Source organism: Trueperaceae bacterium (assembly GCA_019454765.1).
Taxonomy (GTDB): domain Bacteria; phylum Deinococcota; class Deinococci; order Deinococcales; family Trueperaceae; genus JAAYYF01.
This window is the reverse complement of the sequence record JACFNR010000015.1, coordinates 37,616-54,648: the sequence shown is the minus strand read 5'-3', so window position 1 is coordinate 54,648 and position 17,033 is coordinate 37,616. Positions and strand designations below refer to the sequence as shown.

Sequence of the window (17,033 nt, the reverse complement as noted above, 5' to 3'; positions counted from 1 at the left end):
GCGGGTCTCGGGGCGGGGGCCCCCGGGGTCGGGGGCGGCCCCCCCCCGGGGGCCCTTCGCCCTCCCCCCCCCCCCGGGGCCCCCGCACCCCCGCCCCCCCCCGCCACTCTCGCCGGCTGCCGTCCATCCTGACGCGTAATCGCAGCCGGACACCTCGGGCCCGGTCCGGTCTCACGGCCCGACCGGGCCCACCGACGCCGCCACCCGCCGGCGGCAGGCCACAAGGAAGGAACCTCATGCGTTCACGCCGACGCCAGCTCTCGTGGCCGGTCAGCGTGCTGATCGCCCTGATCGCCCTCGTCCCGATCTTCACGTTCGTGTCGCCCCTGTGGCACTACTACTTCGAGGCGCCACAGTACCCCGAGGGCTTGCCCATGCAGATCTGGGCCAACGCCCTCACCGGCCGGGTCGACCTCATCAACGGCCTCAACCACTACGTCGGCTTCATGACCCTCGACGCGGCCGACTTCTGGGAGCTCAAGGCCCTACCCATCCTGATCTCGTTGGTCACGGCGTTCGGCCTGGCCGCCGCCATCGTGGGCCGCAAGCGCGTCTTCCAGGCGTGGGTGGCCTACTACGCTCTCTTCGCCGTGCTCGCCCTCGCCGACTTCGCGCGCTGGCTCTACAAGTTCGGTCACACCGTCGACCCGAAGGCCGCCATCACCATGGAGGGCTACACCCCGCCCATGCTGGGCACCAGCATCTTCATGAACTTCTACATCACCGCCTGGCCGGGTTGGGGCGGCGTGGCGTTGGCGGGCGGGCTCGTCGCCGCCGTCGCCCTGTTGGCCGTCATGTGGTGGCGCGACCGCATCAAGGCGCGGCGCGCCGTCGCGGCGGCCGCGGTGGCCGGGGCGCTGCTCCTCGCCGGCTGCTCGGCGCCCAAACCCGCCGCCGTCGTCCTCGGCCAGGACATGTGCGCCGCCTGCAACATGGTCGTGTCCGACGCCCGCTTCACCTCGCAGGTGGTGACCACGACCGGCAAGGTCTACAAGTTCGACTCGGTCGAATGCATGGTGGCGTTCCTCATGGAGGGCCACGTGGCCAAGGATCAGGTCCACTCCACCTGGGTGACCGACTACCTCAGGCCCGGCACCTGGCTCAAGGCAGAGGAGGCGCGCTACCTGCAGAGCGTGAAGGTCCGCAGCCCCATGGGCCTCAACCTGTCGGCGTACAAGACCCTTGGCGACCTCGAGAACGTGCGCGCCGACGCCAACGGCATCGAGCGGCGCTACGCGGACCTGCCCGCCATCCTGATGGAAGCCGGCTTCCTGGAGCGGCTGGCGGGCAGCGGCCACGGTCACATGGCGCCGGCCGGCATGGACGAGGCGCCCGCGGTCGAGGGCGCCCACCCTTGACGACCCGGGTCCGGCGCTCGCGGGCGCGCAGGGCCGCCGGCCTGCCGCCGGCGCTCCTGGGCGCGGTCCTCGTGGCGCTGGCGCTGGGTCAGGCGCAGGCGCGGACGCTCGAGGTGTGCGCGAGTTGCGCCTACCCGACCGTGGCGGGCGCCCTGGCGGCCGCCGACGACGGCGACACGGTCGTCGTCAAGGCGGGCACCTACCGCGAGGGCCCGCTTGCCATCACCAAGAGCATCACCCTCGTTGGCGAGGACTGGCCGGTGCTGGACGGCGAGCTGACGCACGCCATCCTCACCGTCGACGCCGACGACGTCGTCGTGCGCGGCCTGGTGCTGCGCGACTCAGGTCGCTCGCACGTGACCGACGTGGCGGCGCTTCGTGTCGAGGAGGTGGAGCGCTGCCTGATCGAGGACAACCGGGTGGAGGACGCCTTCTTCGGCATCTACTTCGCCAAGTCCATCGGCTGCACGGTGCGTGGAAACAGCGTGATCGGCCACGGCGAGCTCGAGGCGTACACGGGCAACGCCATCCAGGGCTGGAACGCCACCTATCTGACGATCGAGAACAACTATGTAAGCGGCCACCGCGACGGCATCTACCTCGAGTTCGCCCGCGGCGCCCACGTGACCGGTAACGTCAGCGAGAAGAACCTCCGCTACGGCCTGCACTTCATGTTCTCCCACGAGTCGCGCTTCGAGGACAACACCTTCAGGGAGAACGGCGCCGGCGTGGCCGTCATGTACTCGAAGAAGATCGACATGAGCGGCAACCGCTTCCTGGAGAACTGGGGCGCCGCCGCCTACGGCCTCCTCCTCAAGGAGATAGACGACTCGGTCGTGACGGGGAACCTGTTCGAGCGGAACTCGGCCGCCGTCTACATCGACGGCTCCAACCGTACCGACCTGACGCGCAACGACTTCGTCAGGAACGGTTACGCCCTGCGGGTGCTCTCCAACTCGATGGGCATGCGCGTGATGTACAACAACTTCATCGGCAACACCTTCGACGTCATCACGAACGCCAACCGCTCGTACAACTCGTTCCTCGAGAACTACTGGGACGCCTACGAGGGCTACGACCTGAACCGCGACGGGGTCGGCGACGTGCCGTTCCGGCCGGTGCGCCTCTTCTCGATGACCGTGCAGTCGTTCCCGCAGTCGATGATCCTGCTGCGGAGCCCGCTCTCGCAGGTCATGGACTACGCCGAGAGGCTACTGCCCATCATCACACCGAAGGCCATCGAGGACGATAGGCCGCTCATGGGGAGGCTCAGATGGTCACCGTCGACGCCCTGAACAAGAGCTTCGGCAAGCTCCGAGTGCTCAAGGGGGTCAGCGCCAGGTTCGAACCGGGACGCGTCACGGCCGTCATCGGCCCGAACGCCTCCGGCAAGACCACCCTCATGAAGTCGATCCTCGGGCTGGTGTTGCCTGACGCCGGCACCGTCACGATAGGCGGGGAGGACGTCCGCAACAACCCCGCCTCCCGCAGGCGCGTCGGTTACATGCCGCAGGAGCCGCGCTTCCCCGACAACCTCAAGGTCAGCGAGCTGTTCGCGTTCGTGCAGGACCTGCGCGGCGAGCAGCCCGCCGGCCTGGCGGCCCTCATCGACCGCTTCGAGCTCAGGCCCCACCTCAACAAGAGGCTGCGGGTCCTGTCGGGCGGCACCAAGCAGAAGGCCAGCGCCGTCCTCACCTTCCTGTTCTCGCCCGACGTCCTCCTCCTGGACGAACCGAGCGCCGGCCTCGACCCGGTGGCCAGCAGCCGCCTCAAGGACCTCATCCTCGAGGAACGCGAGCGCGGCGTGGCCATCATCCTCACCTCGCACGTCATGAGCGAGCTGGAGGAGCTCACCGACGAGGTCCTCTTCCTGCTCGAGGGCACCGTGCGCTACCGCGGCAGCCTCGAGGCCATCCGCGAGGCCACCGGGGAACGCCGCCTGGAGCGCGCCATCGCCAAGGTGATGACGGGCGAGGTCGAGCTGAGTCCAGAGCAGGCGCCCCGCGCCGAGGAGCACGCCGCATGAACACGACCGTGAAGGTCATGAAGTACGCCTTCTTCGACCTGCTGCGCAGCCGCTGGATGCTCATCTATACCCTGTTCTTCCTGGCGGCGACGGGCGGCCTCCTCTACTTCGGCGACGACGCCGCCCAGGCGGCCCTCAGCTCGCTCAACCTGGTGCTGCTCGTCATCCCGCTCGTGTCGCTCATGCTCGGCATGAACCACTACTACTACACGCGCGACTTCGTGCAGCTGATCCTCACGCAACCCGTGTCGCGCCCCAGCGTGTTCGTGGGCCAGTACGCGGGCGTGGCTCTGCCGCTGGCGGGCGCCTTCGTGCTCGGCACGGGCGTGCCGTTCCTCGTCTACGGCCTGAGCAACCGCCTCGACACCCCCATGGTGGCGAGCCTCCTCGGCGCCGGCGCCCTCATCAGCCTCGTGTTCACGGCGCTGGCCTTCTGGCTCGGCCTGGCCAACGAGGAGCGCGCCCGCGCGCTCGGCCTGGCGCTCGCCATCTGGTTGGCGCTCACCGTCGTCTACGACGGGCTCGTCCTCTACTTCATCGTGGTGGCGCAGGCCTACCCGATCGAGGGCGCCGTCATCGCGCTGAGCCTCCTCAACCCCATCGACCTCTCGCGCATCCTCGTCCTGCTGCAGCTCGACACGGCCGCGCTCATGGGCTACACGGGGGCGCTCTTCCGAACGTTCCTCGGGAGCGCCACGGGCGCGCTCGTGGCGATCGGCGCGCTTCTCGCGTGGGTGGCGGCGCCCGTAGCGCTGGGGCTGCTGGCCTTCAGGCGAAAGAACTTCTAGCCGCGAGGGCGCTCAAGGCCGGCGGGGCCTCACCGTCAGCGTCTGAGCGAAGGTACCGAGCGGGCCGGCCTCGTCGTGGATGACGCTCTGCGTCAGTCCGGCACCGGTGGGCCCGAACGACGCGGTCGTGTCGAGGCCCGTGAGCTCGCCGACCGGTCGCCTGAAGAGGTGAGCCGTGAGGTCGAGGTTGGGGAAGAGGACCTCCTCGGGCGCCTCGCGCGCCGCGATGCCGTTGGCGACGTCGACGAGCCTGAGCATGTGCGCCGTCGCGCTCACGCTCTCCCCTTCCAGCAACGCCACGTCGCCGCGCAGCCAGAACTGCACCCGCCCCTTGCCGAGGTCGCGGCGCCAGATCTGCGCCGAGCGCACGAAGCCGCCCGGCCAGGCGGCGGCCATGCCCCAGCTCCGCATCTCGTCGCGGGGCGGCATTGCCGCGAACGCCGAACCGGCCACGTTCGCCGTGTCGTAACGCGCCGCCAGCCAGGCGCGCGCCACGACGGCCGCGCGGCCGCCCTGGCTCAACCTGGCCTCGACCAACTCGATCGTCTTACCGGGCCGCAGCACCGCGACCTCGACGTCCACGCTCGTCATAGGCATGGTGCCGAGGATGTCGCACGACAGGCGCGTCAGCCCAAGCTCGTCGCCGCGTCTGGCCGCGTGATCGGCCTCCACCAGGTGGGCCAGGAGGCCGATGGCGGGCGCGATGTGCTGCTCGTTCGGATCCCAGCCCCCGCCCACGTGGACGGTGGGGCGGAAGCGCGTGGCGGACTCCCGCACGAAGTAGGCGGCGGGATCGACCTCGGGCGCCACCGTCACCTGGCGGGACCGCCCCGGACCGGCAGGCGCATCAGAGCTTGCCCCGCTTGAGGTCGGTCAGGTAGTTGAGCATGTCCACCTCGGTGACCTCGCCAACGTGAGTCAGGACGTGCCCGCCGGCCGCGTCGAAGAACAGCGTCACCGGCAACCCCATCGCCTCGAACTCCTCCGAGAGCCGGCTGCTCGCGTCCAGCAGGACGCCGCCGATCTCGAGCTCGGGCCGCTCGTCGAGGTAGGCCTGCACCGTGCCCCTGTCCTCGCCCTGGTCGGCGAAGTAGAAGCGTACGCCGGGGTTGGCGCGGGCGGCTGCCGCCAACATGGGCAGCTCGCGCCTGCAGGGCGGGCACCAGGTGGCCCACAGGTTGATGACGGTGGGTTGCCCGGCCGCCGCGCCGAGCGCCACCTCGCCCCCCTCGAGGCGCTCGAGCGTGAGGTCCGGCAGGTACTTGGCGTGACCCGGCGCGGGCCGCAGCAGGAACCAGGCGGTGGTGGCGGCAAGGCAGCCCACCACGAGAGCCCACACCAGTCGCCGGTCACGTCGCTTGGGAACCGCCACGCCGCATCTTACCGGCGACCGCCGGCCGGGCGCGAACCGGCTCGCTCCGGCCGCGGCACACGCGCCAGCGCTGGCGCCGGCGCCAGCGGACGCCCGCGCCAGCGGGACGCCCGCGCTAGCGGGACACCCGCGCCGCCCCTCAGCCCCCTGCGCCGCCCGACAGGCGCCAGGCCAGGCCGAAGATGAACAGGAAAGAGCCGAAGGCGAACATCATCATCCCCTCGAAGAGGCTCGCCACGCGCGGGAAATCGGCCGCCTCGAGGCGACTGACGCCGGCGGGCGGGTTCACGCCCCGAGCCGCGAAGAAGAAGTAGAGAAGGAGGCCCGACCCAACGAGCAGGCCCGCGCCGAAGATCAAGATGATGGTGCCCATCGTGCTCCTCCTCGCGTGCGCTCGACGAACTGGCGGCCACCGCGTGATCGGGACGGCGGCGCCGGCGAGGCGCCCCCACACGCCGCGTGCCACGCGGACCGCCCGTCGGCACGCCGATGATTCCCCAAACCTATGCCCGCTCCCGGCGCCCGCCTGTGGCGGTCGTCACTTCGCGCAGGCGGCGCGGCACGCGGTGCCCTCGAGTGGCACCCCGCCGCGCCACTCTGCTACTCTGCCATCCAACGCATCCGCCGCGGCGGGCCGCGACGTGCGGGGCCGCCCAACCGCGACCGCACCGGGGCGGCATGGTCGTCGCAGACCGACCTTGGGGAGGGCGGGTCCGCCATGAGCAGTGAGCGCAGCGAGAGGTTCGCCCGGCTGAGCCGGGACGGTTTCGACGTCCTGGTGGTCGGCGGGGGAGCCACCGGCACGGGCATCGCGTTGGAGGCCGCCTCGCGCGGCCTGAAGACGGCGCTGCTGGAGCGGCACGACTTCTCGTCGGGCACCAGCAGCCGCAGCACCAAGCTCGTGCACGGCGGCGTGCGCTACCTCGAGCAGGCCGTGAAGCACGCCGACCGCTCGCAGTTCCACCTGGTGCGCGAAGCGCTGCGGGAGCGCGCCATCCTCCTGCGCAACGCCCCGCACCTCGCACACCCGCTGGCGCTCCTCACGCCCATCTACGGGGCGCTCGAGCTGCCCTACTACTTCACGGGCCTGAAGCTCTACGACATGCTGGCGGGCCGCGCCAACCTCCAACCGAGCCGCCTCGTCAACCGCGACCAGGCGATGGAGCGGTTCCCGATGCTCAAACAGACGGGCCTGAAGGGTGCCGTCGAGTACCACGACGGCCAGTTCGACGACGCCCGCATGAACGTCACGCTCGCCCTGACGGCGGCGCGCGAGGGCGCACTCGTCCTCAACTACGTGGGCGTGACGGAGCTGACGAAGGCCGAGGGGCGCGTGACGGGGGTCGTGGCGCAGGGGGCGCTCGACGGCGACCCGGGGCCGCTCGAGGTGCGGGCCCGCGTGGTGGTGAACGCGACCGGGCCGTTCGTCGACGAGCTGCGCCGCCTCGACGAGCCCGGCACCGATCCCATCCTGGAGACGAGCTCGGGCATCCACATCGTGCTGCCGTCCCGCTTCAGCCCGCCCGGCACGGGCCTACTCATCCCCAAGACCGAGGACGGCCGCGTGCTGTTCCTCCTCCCGTGGCTCGGGCACACGTTGGTTGGCACCACCGACAACCCCGCGCCGGTCGAAGAGGACCCGCCCGCGTCCGAAGCGGACGTCGAGTACATCCTGAGGCACGTGCGCAACTACTTCGACCTGCCGGTGGAGCGCGCGGACGTGTCGGCGGCCTGGTCGGGGTTGCGCCCCCTCGTGCAGCAGGACGCGGTCGGCAGGGTCGGCGGGGAGGACGTCACCCATCACGGCGCCAAGCGCCCCCAGGGGGGCGGGACGGCGCGCATCTCGCGCGATCACACGATCTTGGTGAGCGCCAGCGGGCTGGTGACCGTCACCGGCGGCAAGTGGACGACGTACCGGCGCATGGCGGAGGACGCCGTCGCCGTGGTCGTGAGCCACGCCGAACTGACGCCGTCTCGCGAGAGCGTGACGGCTCACCTCGAGCTCGTCGGCGCCGCCGGCTTCGTGGAGGACGGGGGCGCGCCGTTGGCTAAGGAGTTCGGCCTGGCGCCAGACGTGGCCGCCCACCTGGCGCGGGCGTACGGCGACCGGGCGCCCGCGGTGGCACGCCTGGCCGCCGACGGCTTGGGCGCGCGCCTCGCGCCGGCGCACCCGTATGTCGAGGCGGAGGTCGTGCACGCGCGCGACCACGAGTTCGCGCACACGGCGGACGACGTGTTGCGGCGGCGGACGCGTCTCGGTTTCCTCGACGAGGCCGCCGCCGAGGCCGCCAGGGGACGGGTGGAGGAACTCCTCCGCCCCTGACGGCCGGTACGGACGAGCGTCAGGCCTTGGTCGCGCCGCCCCTCAAGGCCCCCAGGATGGCCGTGAGGATCGCTCCGCCCGCGCCGCCCCCGACGATGCTGCTGATGATGCCCATGAGGTCGGTGCCGCTGCTGCCGCCGACGCCGAGCACCCCGAGGAGCTGACCGCCGCCCAGGCCGCCAAGCGCGCCGACCACGGAGTTGAGGGTCGGCCCGAGCGACCCCTTCTTGGCGCCGGCGCCCGCGAGGTTACCGCCGACCAGACCCGCCACTACCTGGATGATCACGGGGAGCCACGTTTCCATCTCGTCCACCTCCGAGGGGGACGCCGCCGGCGGATCGACGCGCTAGCGCGCCGCTCGGCGGGATCCCTGGCGCCAGGCTGCGGTCGATCGGTGGCGCCGCCCGCATAACGGTGGACCCACCACGATCGACTAACGCTCTGGACGCTCCACTCTAAGCCAAGCGCCGGGTCAACGTGAGTGTCGGCTGAGAACCGTCGGTGAACCCGCCGCGCTCAGGCCTCGCCGCGAGCGACGTCCATCGCCGCCACCTTGCGCAGGGGCAGCCCCGGTACGAAGACGATGAGCGCGGAGCCGAGCAGCAAGATGGCGAAGCTGACCTGGAAGAGCAGCCTGATGGCCACCGCGAACCCTTGGTCGATGCCGCGCTTGAAGCCCTCCCCGACCGCCTGGAGGTGGCCCTGCAGGGCGCTCATGACCGGCGGCAGCTGCGCGGCGCGCTCGGCGGGACCCAGGTGCGGCGCTCGCTCCGCGAACTCGCGCACCGCGGCCGGTAGCGTGGCGTCGGCCGCCAGCGACTCCGCCGCGGCGACGTCGCCCCCCGCGGCGGCCTGGACGCGTCCGGCCACCGCCTCGAAGGCCGCCCGCAGTTCGGCCTGCAGGTCGACCGCGCCGGAGGCCGCGCCGCCGACCTCGCCGCCGGCGCCGACGAGGGAGTTGAGGTCGAAGGCGTGGTCGATGCCGGGCACGGTAGGCACGTACTTCGGGACCTCGCGCTGCACCCCCATGGTGAGGAGCGTGCCGAACACGGCGAGGCCGATGACCGAGCCGATCTGCCTGAAGAACTGGCTGGCGCTGGTGGCCACGCCCATCCGCGCGAACGGCACGGAGTTCTGCACGGCGAGGGTGAAGAGGCTCTGCGCCGGCCCCAGGCCGACGCCCACGATCACCATGCGCCAGCCGAGGCCGAAGAGCGTGGAGTCCAGGCTGATGTCGGTGAGGAGCAGCGCGCCCACGAGCAGGATGACGGAGCCACCCAGCATGATCGGCTTGTAGCGGCCGGTCCTCGTGACGAGCAGCCCCGCCAGGAACGAGCTCACGATCATGCCGCTCATGAGCGGCAGCAGCGTGAACCCGGAGTTGGTGGCCGACACGCCCAGCACGAGCTGCATGAAGAGCGGCAGGAACATCACGATCCCAAGGAACGCCACGTTGATGACGAACGACGCGAGGTTGGCGGTGGTGAACACGCGGATGCGGAAGAGGTCGAGCGGCAGCATCGGGTCGCTCACGCGGGCCTCCACCAGCACGAACGCCAGGAGCGACAGCGCCGAGAAGGCGAGCATGGCGACGATGACGGGCGACCCCCACGGGTAGGTGGTGCCAGCCCACGTGAGGGCGAGGAGCATGGGCACGAAGGTGGTGACGATGAGCGCCGCCCCCATCAGGTCCAGCCTCCCCTTGCGCCCGGCCGCGGGCAGAGCGGGCATGATGCGCGCGATCATGAAGAGCGCCAGCAGGCCGACGGGCAGGTTGACGTAGAACACCCAGCGCCAGCCGGCGATGCTCATGCCGAGGAGGCTGGTCTCGCCCATGTCCGTGAAGAAGCCGCCGACCAGCGGGCCAAGCACAGCGGCGAGGCCGAAGACGCCGCCGAACAGCCCCTGGTACTTGCCCCTCTCGGCCGCCGGGATCATGTCGGCGATGATGGCGAAGGCGCTGGAGAAGAGCGCCGCTCCTCCCAGCCCCTGCAGGGCCCGGAACGCCACGAGCTGCGTCATGCCGCCGCCGAGGAGGGGGAGGTCGCCGAACTCGCCCGCCAGCCCGCTCAGCGCCGAGCCGAGCAGGAAGATGACGACGCCGACGACGAGGATGGGCTTGCGTCCGAAGTCGTCGGAGAGCTTGCCGTAGATGGGCACCATCACCGTCGACGCCAGCAGGTAGGCGGTGGTCACCCACGTGTAGAGGTTGAGGCCGCCGAGGTGCTCGATGATGCGGGGCATGGCGGTCGAGACGATGGTCTGGTCGAGCGCCCCGAGCAGGAACACGACGAGCAGCGCCGCGAACGTCAGGTTCCGCTCGCGCGCCGTGAAGCCGGCGCCCTTCCGGGCGGCGGGGCGCGGGCTGGCCGGTAGCGGCGCGGTGGTGGTCTGGTTCACGGTCCTCCGGGGCGCCGCCCGGCCGCGGGTCGCGGCGGCGGCGCAAGGGGAGGATTATAGCGCGCCGCCTATGATCCCGGCGTCGCACCCAGGCCCCGGTAGGGTTCACTCACGAGATGACCCGCGCGAACCGGGGCGCCATCGCCCCGAAGCGCCCGCGTCGCCGCGGCCTTACGACCGGAGCCGGCCCGTCGGGCCGCGAGCATTAGCCACGACGCGGGCCGGTCGCCAGAGGCGGCGACCGGCCCGAACGCGCAGCGAGGCTAGCGCCTACTTGATGGCGTCGTAGATGCTGGGATCGACGACTTCGTCCCAGGTGTAGGCGTTGTTGATGAGGCCGACGTCCACGAGCAGCGCCACGGAGCGCTCGAACGCGTCGCGGTCGAGGGAGCCGACGGCGGTGTCGGGCGTGGGCTTGACCAGCTTGGCGACCTCGGCCATCTGCCAGGTCTGGTGGATGAGGGGGCTCTGGCGGCTGCCGGAGCCGGCGCAGGTGTCGCCGCAGAACTTGAGGACGATGCCGACGGCCTCGTCCTGGTTGGCCACGGCGTACTCCCAGCCGCGGATGGACGCGCGCAGGAAGCGCTCGGCGACCTCGCGACCGCTCAGGCCCGAGCCCTTGAAGTTCGTGCTGGCGAGCACCTCGGGGTTGGCGAACACGCTGTCCTCGAGGATGTCGGCGCCGATGGTGGCGGGGTCGAGCACGTTGAGGGTGCTCAGGTCGTAGCCCAGCCCGACGATCTGGTCGAGTTCGTTGTACGTCATGGCGCTGGCCACGTCGACCTCGTTGGGGAAGACGAGCGACGGGTCGAAGGCGTAGACGACGGCGTCGACGTCGGGGTTGGCTACGGTCGGGTCGAGGTTGGACGTGAGACCCGCCTTGGCGAAGACGACCTCGGTCGCGAACTCGTTACCGAAGGCCCACACGCCGACCTTGCGGCCGGCCATGTCGTCGAACGTCTCGATGCCCGAGCTCTTGAGGGCCACGAGACGGTAGCCGGCGCGCTGGTACATCTGACCGATGTAGACGGTCTTCAGGTCCTGGTCGCGCTGGACGAGGATGTTGGCCAGCCAGTCGGTGCCGAAGTCCGCGTTGCCGGAGGCCACCGCCACGGCCGGGTTGACGTTGCCGCCGTCGAGCACGGTGACGTCGAGCCCCTCCTCGGCGTAGAACCCCTTGTCCTGGGCCACGAAGTAACCCGCGAACTGCGCCTGCGGGAACCACTTGGACTGGAAGTTGATGGGGATGAGGTTCTGCGCCATCCCGACGGGCAGGCCGAGCATGACTAGGGCGAACAGGCTTACCAGCGTGCGTTTCATTCCTTACCTCCAAGTCGGACTTGCGACTGTGCTGCCGATCGATCACGAGGTGCGGACGGAGCGTTCACATACTCACGACCCCCTCGTCGAGGGGTGCCAAGCAGTCAGCTTGCGCTCCAGGAAGGTGATGGCGGCGTAGAGCGCCATGGAGATGAGGCTCGAGACGAGGATCGCGGCGAAGACGATGTCGAACGCGCCGCGGTGGGCGGAGAGGCTGATGCGCTGACCCAGCCCGTTGGGCGGCCCGGGGATCAGGAACTCCGCCACGATGACGCTGACGATCCCGACGACCACGGCGACCTTGAGCGCGTTGAAGAGGTAGGGCAGGGCGTTGGGCACCCGCAGGGAGAAGAACACGGTCAGCGGCCTGGCGGCGTAGGAGCGCAGCAGCTCGAGCTTGAGCGGGTCGACCAGCGTGAGCCCCTGCACCGTGTTGAGGACGACCGGGAAGAAGGTGACTATCACGACCACTGCGGCCTTGGATTCCCAGTCGACGCCGAGGGCGCGCCCGAGGACGGGCGCGAGGCCCACGATCGGCACGGCCCCGAAGGCGGTGGCGAGCGGCAGGAAGCCGCGCTGCAGGAAGCGGCTGAACGCGATGGCGCTACCGACGAGGAAGCCGGTAGTCAGGCCGACGGCGAAGCCGAACAGTACCTCCTTGACGAACGTGAGGTAGGCGTCGGCAAGCAGCACCCGCCACGAGCCGAGGAACGCCGTCCAGATGTCGGAGGCGCGCGGGAAGATGCCCTTCGGCACGCGCGAGCCGACGACCAGCCCTTCCCAGGCGAGGAGCACGAGGAACGCCACGGTGCCGGCGGGCACGAGTTCCTGCACGCGGTGCTGCCAGCGCGGGGCGTCGCTCTCGAGCTCTATGACGCTCACGCGGCCGGCCGCGGTGGCGGCGGCGGCGAGGCCGCCAAGGAGGACGAGCCAGTAGCCCCAGCCGGCCGGACCCGGCAGGGCGCGCTGCCCGAGGAGGGCGAGCAGGGCGGCGGCGAGCGCCAGCGGCGTGGCGATGGGGACGGTCCACGGCCCGCCCCAGGCGGCGGGCACCACGGCGGCGCCGAGCACGAGGAGGAGCGCGAGCCCGGAGGTGAGCGGGTTGCCGCCCCCCTCGAGGAGGTACGCCCGCGCCCCGGCCTCGAACGGGCCTGCCAGGCCCGCGAGGGCCGCGACGAGGAGGAGCAGGGTGGGCCAGTGCGGCCGCCAGGCGGCCCTGGCCGCCTCGGCGGGGCCGATCACGGCGAGGTCCGGTTCGACGTCGGTCATCATCTGCGCTCCCACGGGGCGATGAAGCGCTGGAACAGGCCCACGAGCGCCACGAGGCCGATGCCCACGAAGGCGGAGATGAGCAGGAGGATCCAGACGTCCGACACGTTGCCGGCCTGGACCTGGCCCACGATGGCGTAGCCGAGCCCCAGCCGGTTGTTCGACTCCGTCTCGGCCACGAGCGCGCCGACCAGCGCGGCGGCGGCGCCCAGCTTGAGGCTGACGAACAGGTAGGGCACGGCGGCCGGGAAGCGCACCTTCCAGAAGAGCTGGAAGGGCGTGGCCGCGTAGCTCTTCATGAGGTCGATGGAGAGCGGGTCGACGGCACGCAGGCCCGTGACGGTGCCGACCGTGACCGGGAAGAAGGCTATGTACGCCCCGATGATGGCGGCCGGCACCATGCTCGTCTGCACGACGATGCCCGCGTTGCCGAGGAGCAGGATCAGCACGGGGACGAGCGCGATGATGGGAACCGTCTGGGAGGCGATGACCCACGGGAGCAGCGCCCGTTCGAGCGGCCGGATCGCGACGAAGACGATGGCGAGCAGGACCCCGAAGGCGCCGCCGAAGAGGAGCGCGGCGAGCGTGCCGCCGGCCGTGTAGATGGTGGCGCGGATCACGTTGCGCGGGTCGCTGAGCGGGTACGCCCCGAAGAACGGCCCGAGGCGCGCCGCTATCCAGTGCGGGAACGGCATGGGGTGCTGCGGCATGCTGAAGAAGCACTCGAGCGGGGTGGTACCGCAGGACGGGTGGTCGTAGTAGGTGTATGACGCCGCCCACACCCGGCTGCCCGGTTGGGGCGCCGTCCCCAGCTCGATGATCCCCTTGGCGGGGTCGAGGATGAGGTAGTCGGGGTACTGCCTGAGGGGCGCGTTGCGCACGGGCGGCTTGGCGAACGTGACCGTGGCGCCGTCGCGCGTGTAGTCGCTCCCCTCCAGCGCCTCGACGCCGCCGACCGTGACGACCCCCCGCTCGCTGGCGAAGGTGAAGGTGGCGCGCTGGCCATCGACGCGTTCTTGCGGCCGCTCGGCCGCCGGGGAGAGCTCGTCGCCGTCGAGCATGATGCGGCGCTCCGCGTCGGACTCGACCAGGGGGGCGTGTTGGAGCTGGAAGACGCGGTTGCTGCCGTCCACCGCGCCGTCGAGCAGTTCCGCCAGGCCGAGTACCGCGCGGGCCGCGCGCGGCGGCGCCGCGCCGGGGTCCGCCAACGCGATCATGGTGCCCGCCGCGTCCAGGAGGGCGTAATCGCCCGTGACGCGCCTCACGGTGGCGTTGAAGGGCGCGGGCGCCGCGAGCTTCACGACGGTGCCATCGGCCTCGAACCCCTCGCCCTCCAGCAGCACGACGTCGTTGACGAGCACCGGGCCGGCGCCTGCGCCGGCGCCCGGGAAAGTGAAGGTCGCGAGCGCCCCGTCGGGCCGCTCGACCGCCGCCACCGCGTCGGGCGTGAGGAGCCGCCCGCCGGCGTAGAGGGCCGTGCCGGCCCCGGCGCCGCTGGGCAACCGGTAGACGCGCCCGTCGGCATCGACGGCCGTGAGCGCCTCGCCCCACTCCAGCAACGGTCCCGCGACGGGGTCGGCGAGGGTGACGACGTCGCCCGTGACCTCGAAGCGCGCGTCGAGGGGCTCACCGGCGAAGACGAGGACCGACCGGTCGGTGGTGACGGCCGGCCCGACCCGTCCGAACTCGAGGCGCGTGCCGGCGGGGACCGGCGCCGCCGGGTCGGCGGGCGCCTCGGCGAGCGGGTGCGGCGCGGTGGTCTCGCGCACCCAGTTGGCGACGTTCTCCATGCGCAGCTTGGCGAGCGGGAGGCCAAGCCACAGCGCGACGGGGTACATGAGCAGGACGACGATCGTGACCACGACGGCGACCGGCACGGCGGCGGCCAAGCGGCGCCTCGTGGCCTTGCCGAGCAAGGGGCCGGCACCCGCCATTCAGTACCCGACCTGGGCCAGGGAGCGACCGTTAGCGGCGCGGGCGGCGCCGCTCTCGCCCTCCTTGCCGACCCGCAACGCCTCGCGCACCTGGGTGGTGAGCTCGAAGAAGCGCGCCGTCTCGCGCGTCTCGGCGTCGCGCGGGTAGGGCAGGTCGACCTCGATGATCTCGCGGATGCGTCCCGGCCGCGCCGTCATCACCACGATGTGCGAGGAGAGGAACACGGCCTCCGCGATGGAGTGGGTGACGAAGACGATGGTCTTCTTCGTCTGCCGCCACAGGCGCAGGAGCTCGAAGTTCATCGCCTCGCGGGTGATCTCGTCGAGCGCACCGAACGGCTCGTCCATGAGGAGCAGCTTCGGGTCGAAGGCGAGGGCCCGCGCGATGGACACGCGCTGCTGCATGCCCCCCGACAACTGCCATGGGTAGGAGCGGTGGAACCCCTCGAGCCCGACGAGCTCGAGCATCTGCTCGGCGCGGGCGCGGCGCTCGCTCTTGGACCAACCCATGATCTCGAGGGGGAGGGTCACGTTGTTGACGACGTTGCGCCAGTCGTAGAGGGCGGGCGCCTGGAAGACGTAGCCGTACTCGCGGGAGGCGCGCGCCTCCTTCGGGGTCTTGCCCGCCACCGTGATGCGCCCCGTGGTGGGCTCGATGAGGTCGGCGACGAGGCGCATGAGCGTGGTCTTGCCGCAGCCGGACGGGCCGATCAGGCTCACGAACTGCCCGTCACTGACCTGCAGGCTGGCGTCTTGCAGCGCCACCGCTTCCGACTTGCCGACGCGGAAGAGCTTCGAGACGTCCTGGACGTCGATTATCACGGGGGCCTCTGTCACGGGGGTCTCTACCTACCGGCGGTTCGCCTCAGCAGCTTGCCGCGCCCCGGGTCGCCGACGAACTTGCCGTCCCTCACGGCCACCTGACCGCGGACCGTCACCACGCTGGGGCGCCCGTCGATCTCGACGCCTTCGAAGCCTGAGTAGTCGACGTTCATGCTGTGGGTGGAGGCGCTGATGCGGCCCCGGTAGCCGGGGTCGTAGACGACCAGGTCCGCGTCGGAGCCGACGGCGATGGTGCCCTTCCTCGGGTAGAGGTCGAAGAGCTGGGCGGCGCGGGTGCTGGCCGCGCTCACGAAGCGCTCGAGCGACAGGCTGCCGCGGCTCACCCCGTAGGTGTAGAGGAGGTTCACCCGGTCCTCGATGGTGGGGATGCCGTTGGGGATCTTGGTGAAGTCGCCGCGCCCCATCTCCTTCTGCCCCGCGAAGTCGAAGGGGGCGTGGTCCGTGGCGACCGTGTCGATCAGCCCGGCGGCAAGCGCGTCCCATAGGGGCTTCTGGTTGCGCTTGTCGCGTAGTGGCGGCGACATGACCCACTTGGCGCCCTGGAAGTCGGGCCGCTCGGCGTACGTCTTGTCGAGCACGAGGTGCGGCACCACGCACTCGATGGCCAGGTCGACGCCGCGCGCCTTGGCGGCGAGCGCCGCCTCCAGGGCGGGCTCGCAGCTCAGGTGCACGACGTAGCCCTTGGCGCCCGTTATCTCGAGGAAGGTGGCGAAGTGACCCGTGCCGTCGGCCTCGACCCGCTCGGGCCGCGAGGGCTCGTGCCACTCCGGCCCGGTCTTGCCCGCGGCGAGCAGCTGCGCCTGCAGCTGGGCCACCAGCTCGTCGTTCTCGCAGTGCGCCGTGACCCTGACGCCAAGCTCCTTGGCGAGGGTGAGGGTGCGGAAGAGCTCCTCGTCGTTGACGCCGAAGAAGCCCTTGTAGGAGAGGAAGACCTTGAAGGAGGTCATGCCCTGCTGCACGATCTCGCGCAGTTGCGCCTCGGTGGTGGCGTCGAACTTGCTGACCCCGATGTGGAAGGTGTAGTCGCAGGCGCTGTTGCCGGCGGCCAGTTCGTTCCAGTGACGCCAGCCCTGCATGAGGTCTTCCTGCCTGGCCGGCGCCAGCATCTCGATGTAGGTGGTGGTCCCGCCCACCAGGGCCGCCCGACTGCCGGTGCCGTGGGTGTCCTTGGTGACGGTGCCCATGAACGGCAGGTGGATGTGCACGTGCGGGTCGATGAAACCGGGGAACACGTACTTGCCGCTCGCGTCTATGACCTCGGCGCCGGCGGGGGCCGTCAGCCCCTGGCCGATGGCCGTGATGGTCTCGTCCTCGCAGAAGATATCCCCCCGCATCCGGGAGGCGGCCGTGACGATCTCGCCGTTCTTGATGAGCAGGCTCACGTTCGTCCTTTCGTGCCG

Annotated in this window: 15 protein-coding genes; 5 read left to right on the top strand and 10 right to left on the bottom strand. The window is 70.9% G+C overall.

The features are described 5' to 3' along the window. Nucleotides 1-236: 236 nt before the first annotated feature. Genes H3C53_06370 through H3C53_06355 form a run of 4 tightly spaced genes read left to right on the top strand, consistent with a single transcriptional unit; the run spans nt 237 to nt 4,172 of the window. On the top strand, nt 237-1,358 hold the full coding sequence (locus tag H3C53_06370) for a nitrous oxide reductase accessory protein NosL (protein ID MBW7916296.1): 1,122 nt from the start codon (nt 237-239) through the stop codon (nt 1,356-1,358). Further along, nucleotides 1,355-2,653: a nitrous oxide reductase family maturation protein NosD gene (locus H3C53_06365; protein ID MBW7916295.1), complete on the top strand. Its 1,299-nt coding sequence runs from the start codon at nt 1,355-1,357 to the stop codon at nt 2,651-2,653. Before H3C53_06370 ends, H3C53_06365 begins: the two co-directional genes overlap by 4 nt. Further along, nucleotides 2,632-3,384 (top strand): ABC transporter ATP-binding protein, encoded by a 753-nt coding sequence (locus H3C53_06360; GenBank protein ID MBW7916294.1) that lies wholly within the window; start codon nt 2,632-2,634, stop codon nt 3,382-3,384. Before H3C53_06365 ends, H3C53_06360 begins: the two co-directional genes overlap by 22 nt. Continuing rightward, nucleotides 3,381-4,172 carry an ABC transporter permease subunit gene (locus tag H3C53_06355; GenBank protein ID MBW7916293.1) on the top strand — a complete coding sequence of 264 codons (792 nt, stop codon included), beginning with the start codon at nt 3,381-3,383 and terminating at the stop codon, nt 4,170-4,172. Before H3C53_06360 ends, H3C53_06355 begins: the two co-directional genes overlap by 4 nt. A 12-nt stretch (nt 4,173-4,184) precedes the next feature. On the opposite strand, the gene H3C53_06350 is transcribed toward H3C53_06355, so the two are convergent. From H3C53_06350 to H3C53_06340, 3 genes are all read right to left on the bottom strand, one after another. Then, nucleotides 4,185-4,982, bottom strand: coding sequence for a thioesterase family protein (locus H3C53_06350; GenBank protein MBW7916292.1), 798 nt, complete (start codon nt 4,980-4,982; stop codon nt 4,185-4,187). 37 nt (nt 4,983-5,019) lie between these two features. Further along, nucleotides 5,020-5,544: a TlpA family protein disulfide reductase gene (locus tag H3C53_06345; GenBank protein MBW7916291.1), complete on the bottom strand. Its 525-nt coding sequence runs from the start codon at nt 5,542-5,544 to the stop codon at nt 5,020-5,022. A 139-nt stretch (nt 5,545-5,683) separates the two neighbouring features. Continuing rightward, the gene (locus H3C53_06340) at nt 5,684-5,917 is read right to left on the bottom strand and encodes a hypothetical protein (protein MBW7916290.1); all 234 of its coding nucleotides are present in this window, start codon (nt 5,915-5,917) and stop codon (nt 5,684-5,686) included. A 345-nt stretch (nt 5,918-6,262) separates the two neighbouring features. Here H3C53_06340 and H3C53_06335 point away from each other — a divergent pair, with 345 nt between their 5' ends. Further along, a complete protein-coding gene (locus H3C53_06335; GenBank protein ID MBW7916289.1) occupies nt 6,263-7,867 on the top strand; it encodes an FAD-dependent oxidoreductase in 1,605 nt (534 codons plus the stop codon). Nucleotides 7,868-7,886: 19 nt separating this feature from the next. Here the strand turns inward: H3C53_06335 and H3C53_06330 are convergent, their stop codons facing one another. The 7 genes from H3C53_06330 to hydA form a co-directional block, all read right to left on the bottom strand. Then, nucleotides 7,887-8,171, bottom strand: a complete 285-nt coding sequence (locus tag H3C53_06330) for a hypothetical protein (protein ID MBW7916288.1) — start codon at nt 8,169-8,171, stop codon at nt 7,887-7,889. 212 nt (nt 8,172-8,383) lie between these two features. Further along, on the bottom strand, nt 8,384-10,267 hold the full coding sequence (locus tag H3C53_06325) for an MFS transporter (protein MBW7916287.1): 1,884 nt from the start codon (nt 10,265-10,267) through the stop codon (nt 8,384-8,386). Between the two features lie 270 nt (nt 10,268-10,537). Further along, nucleotides 10,538-11,587 (bottom strand): ABC transporter substrate-binding protein, encoded by a 1,050-nt coding sequence (locus tag H3C53_06320; GenBank protein ID MBW7916286.1) that lies wholly within the window; start codon nt 11,585-11,587, stop codon nt 10,538-10,540. 72 nt (nt 11,588-11,659) lie between these two features. Further along, nucleotides 11,660-12,856 (bottom strand): ABC transporter permease, encoded by a 1,197-nt coding sequence (locus H3C53_06315; GenBank protein ID MBW7916285.1) that lies wholly within the window; start codon nt 12,854-12,856, stop codon nt 11,660-11,662. Beyond that, nucleotides 12,856-14,790 carry an ABC transporter permease subunit gene (locus H3C53_06310; protein MBW7916284.1) on the bottom strand — a complete coding sequence of 645 codons (1,935 nt, stop codon included), beginning with the start codon at nt 14,788-14,790 and terminating at the stop codon, nt 12,856-12,858. The genes H3C53_06315 and H3C53_06310 overlap by 1 nt, the downstream gene beginning before the upstream one ends. Continuing rightward, entirely contained in the window at nt 14,791-15,627 is an 837-nt protein-coding gene (locus H3C53_06305) for an ABC transporter ATP-binding protein (protein MBW7916283.1), read from the bottom strand. An 8-nt stretch (nt 15,628-15,635) separates the two neighbouring features. Next, nucleotides 15,636-17,015 (bottom strand): dihydropyrimidinase, encoded by a 1,380-nt coding sequence (hydA, locus tag H3C53_06300; GenBank protein ID MBW7916282.1) that lies wholly within the window; start codon nt 17,013-17,015, stop codon nt 15,636-15,638. Nucleotides 17,016-17,033 lie beyond the last annotated feature (18 nt).

Bases quoted from the DNA above. Each gene is read 5' to 3' on its own strand.
- H3C53_06370 (MBW7916296.1), top strand. From the start codon at position 237: ATGCGTTCACGCCGACGCCAGCTCTCGTGGCCGGTCAGCGTGCTGATC.
- H3C53_06340 (MBW7916290.1), bottom strand. From the start codon at position 5,917: ATGGGCACCATCATCTTGATCTTCGGCGCGGGCCTGCTCGTTGGGTCG.
- H3C53_06320 (MBW7916286.1), bottom strand. From the start codon at position 11,587: ATGAAACGCACGCTGGTAAGCCTGTTCGCCCTAGTCATGCTCGGCCTG.
- H3C53_06360 (MBW7916294.1), top strand. From the start codon at position 2,632: ATGGTCACCGTCGACGCCCTGAACAAGAGCTTCGGCAAGCTCCGAGTG.
- H3C53_06330 (MBW7916288.1), bottom strand. From the start codon at position 8,171: ATGGAAACGTGGCTCCCCGTGATCATCCAGGTAGTGGCGGGTCTGGTC.
- H3C53_06315 (MBW7916285.1), bottom strand. From the start codon at position 12,856: ATGACCGACGTCGAACCGGACCTCGCCGTGATCGGCCCCGCCGAGGCG.
- H3C53_06335 (MBW7916289.1), top strand. From the start codon at position 6,263: ATGAGCAGTGAGCGCAGCGAGAGGTTCGCCCGGCTGAGCCGGGACGGT.
- H3C53_06355 (MBW7916293.1), top strand. From the start codon at position 3,381: ATGAACACGACCGTGAAGGTCATGAAGTACGCCTTCTTCGACCTGCTG.
- H3C53_06310 (MBW7916284.1), bottom strand. From the start codon at position 14,790: ATGGCGGGTGCCGGCCCCTTGCTCGGCAAGGCCACGAGGCGCCGCTTG.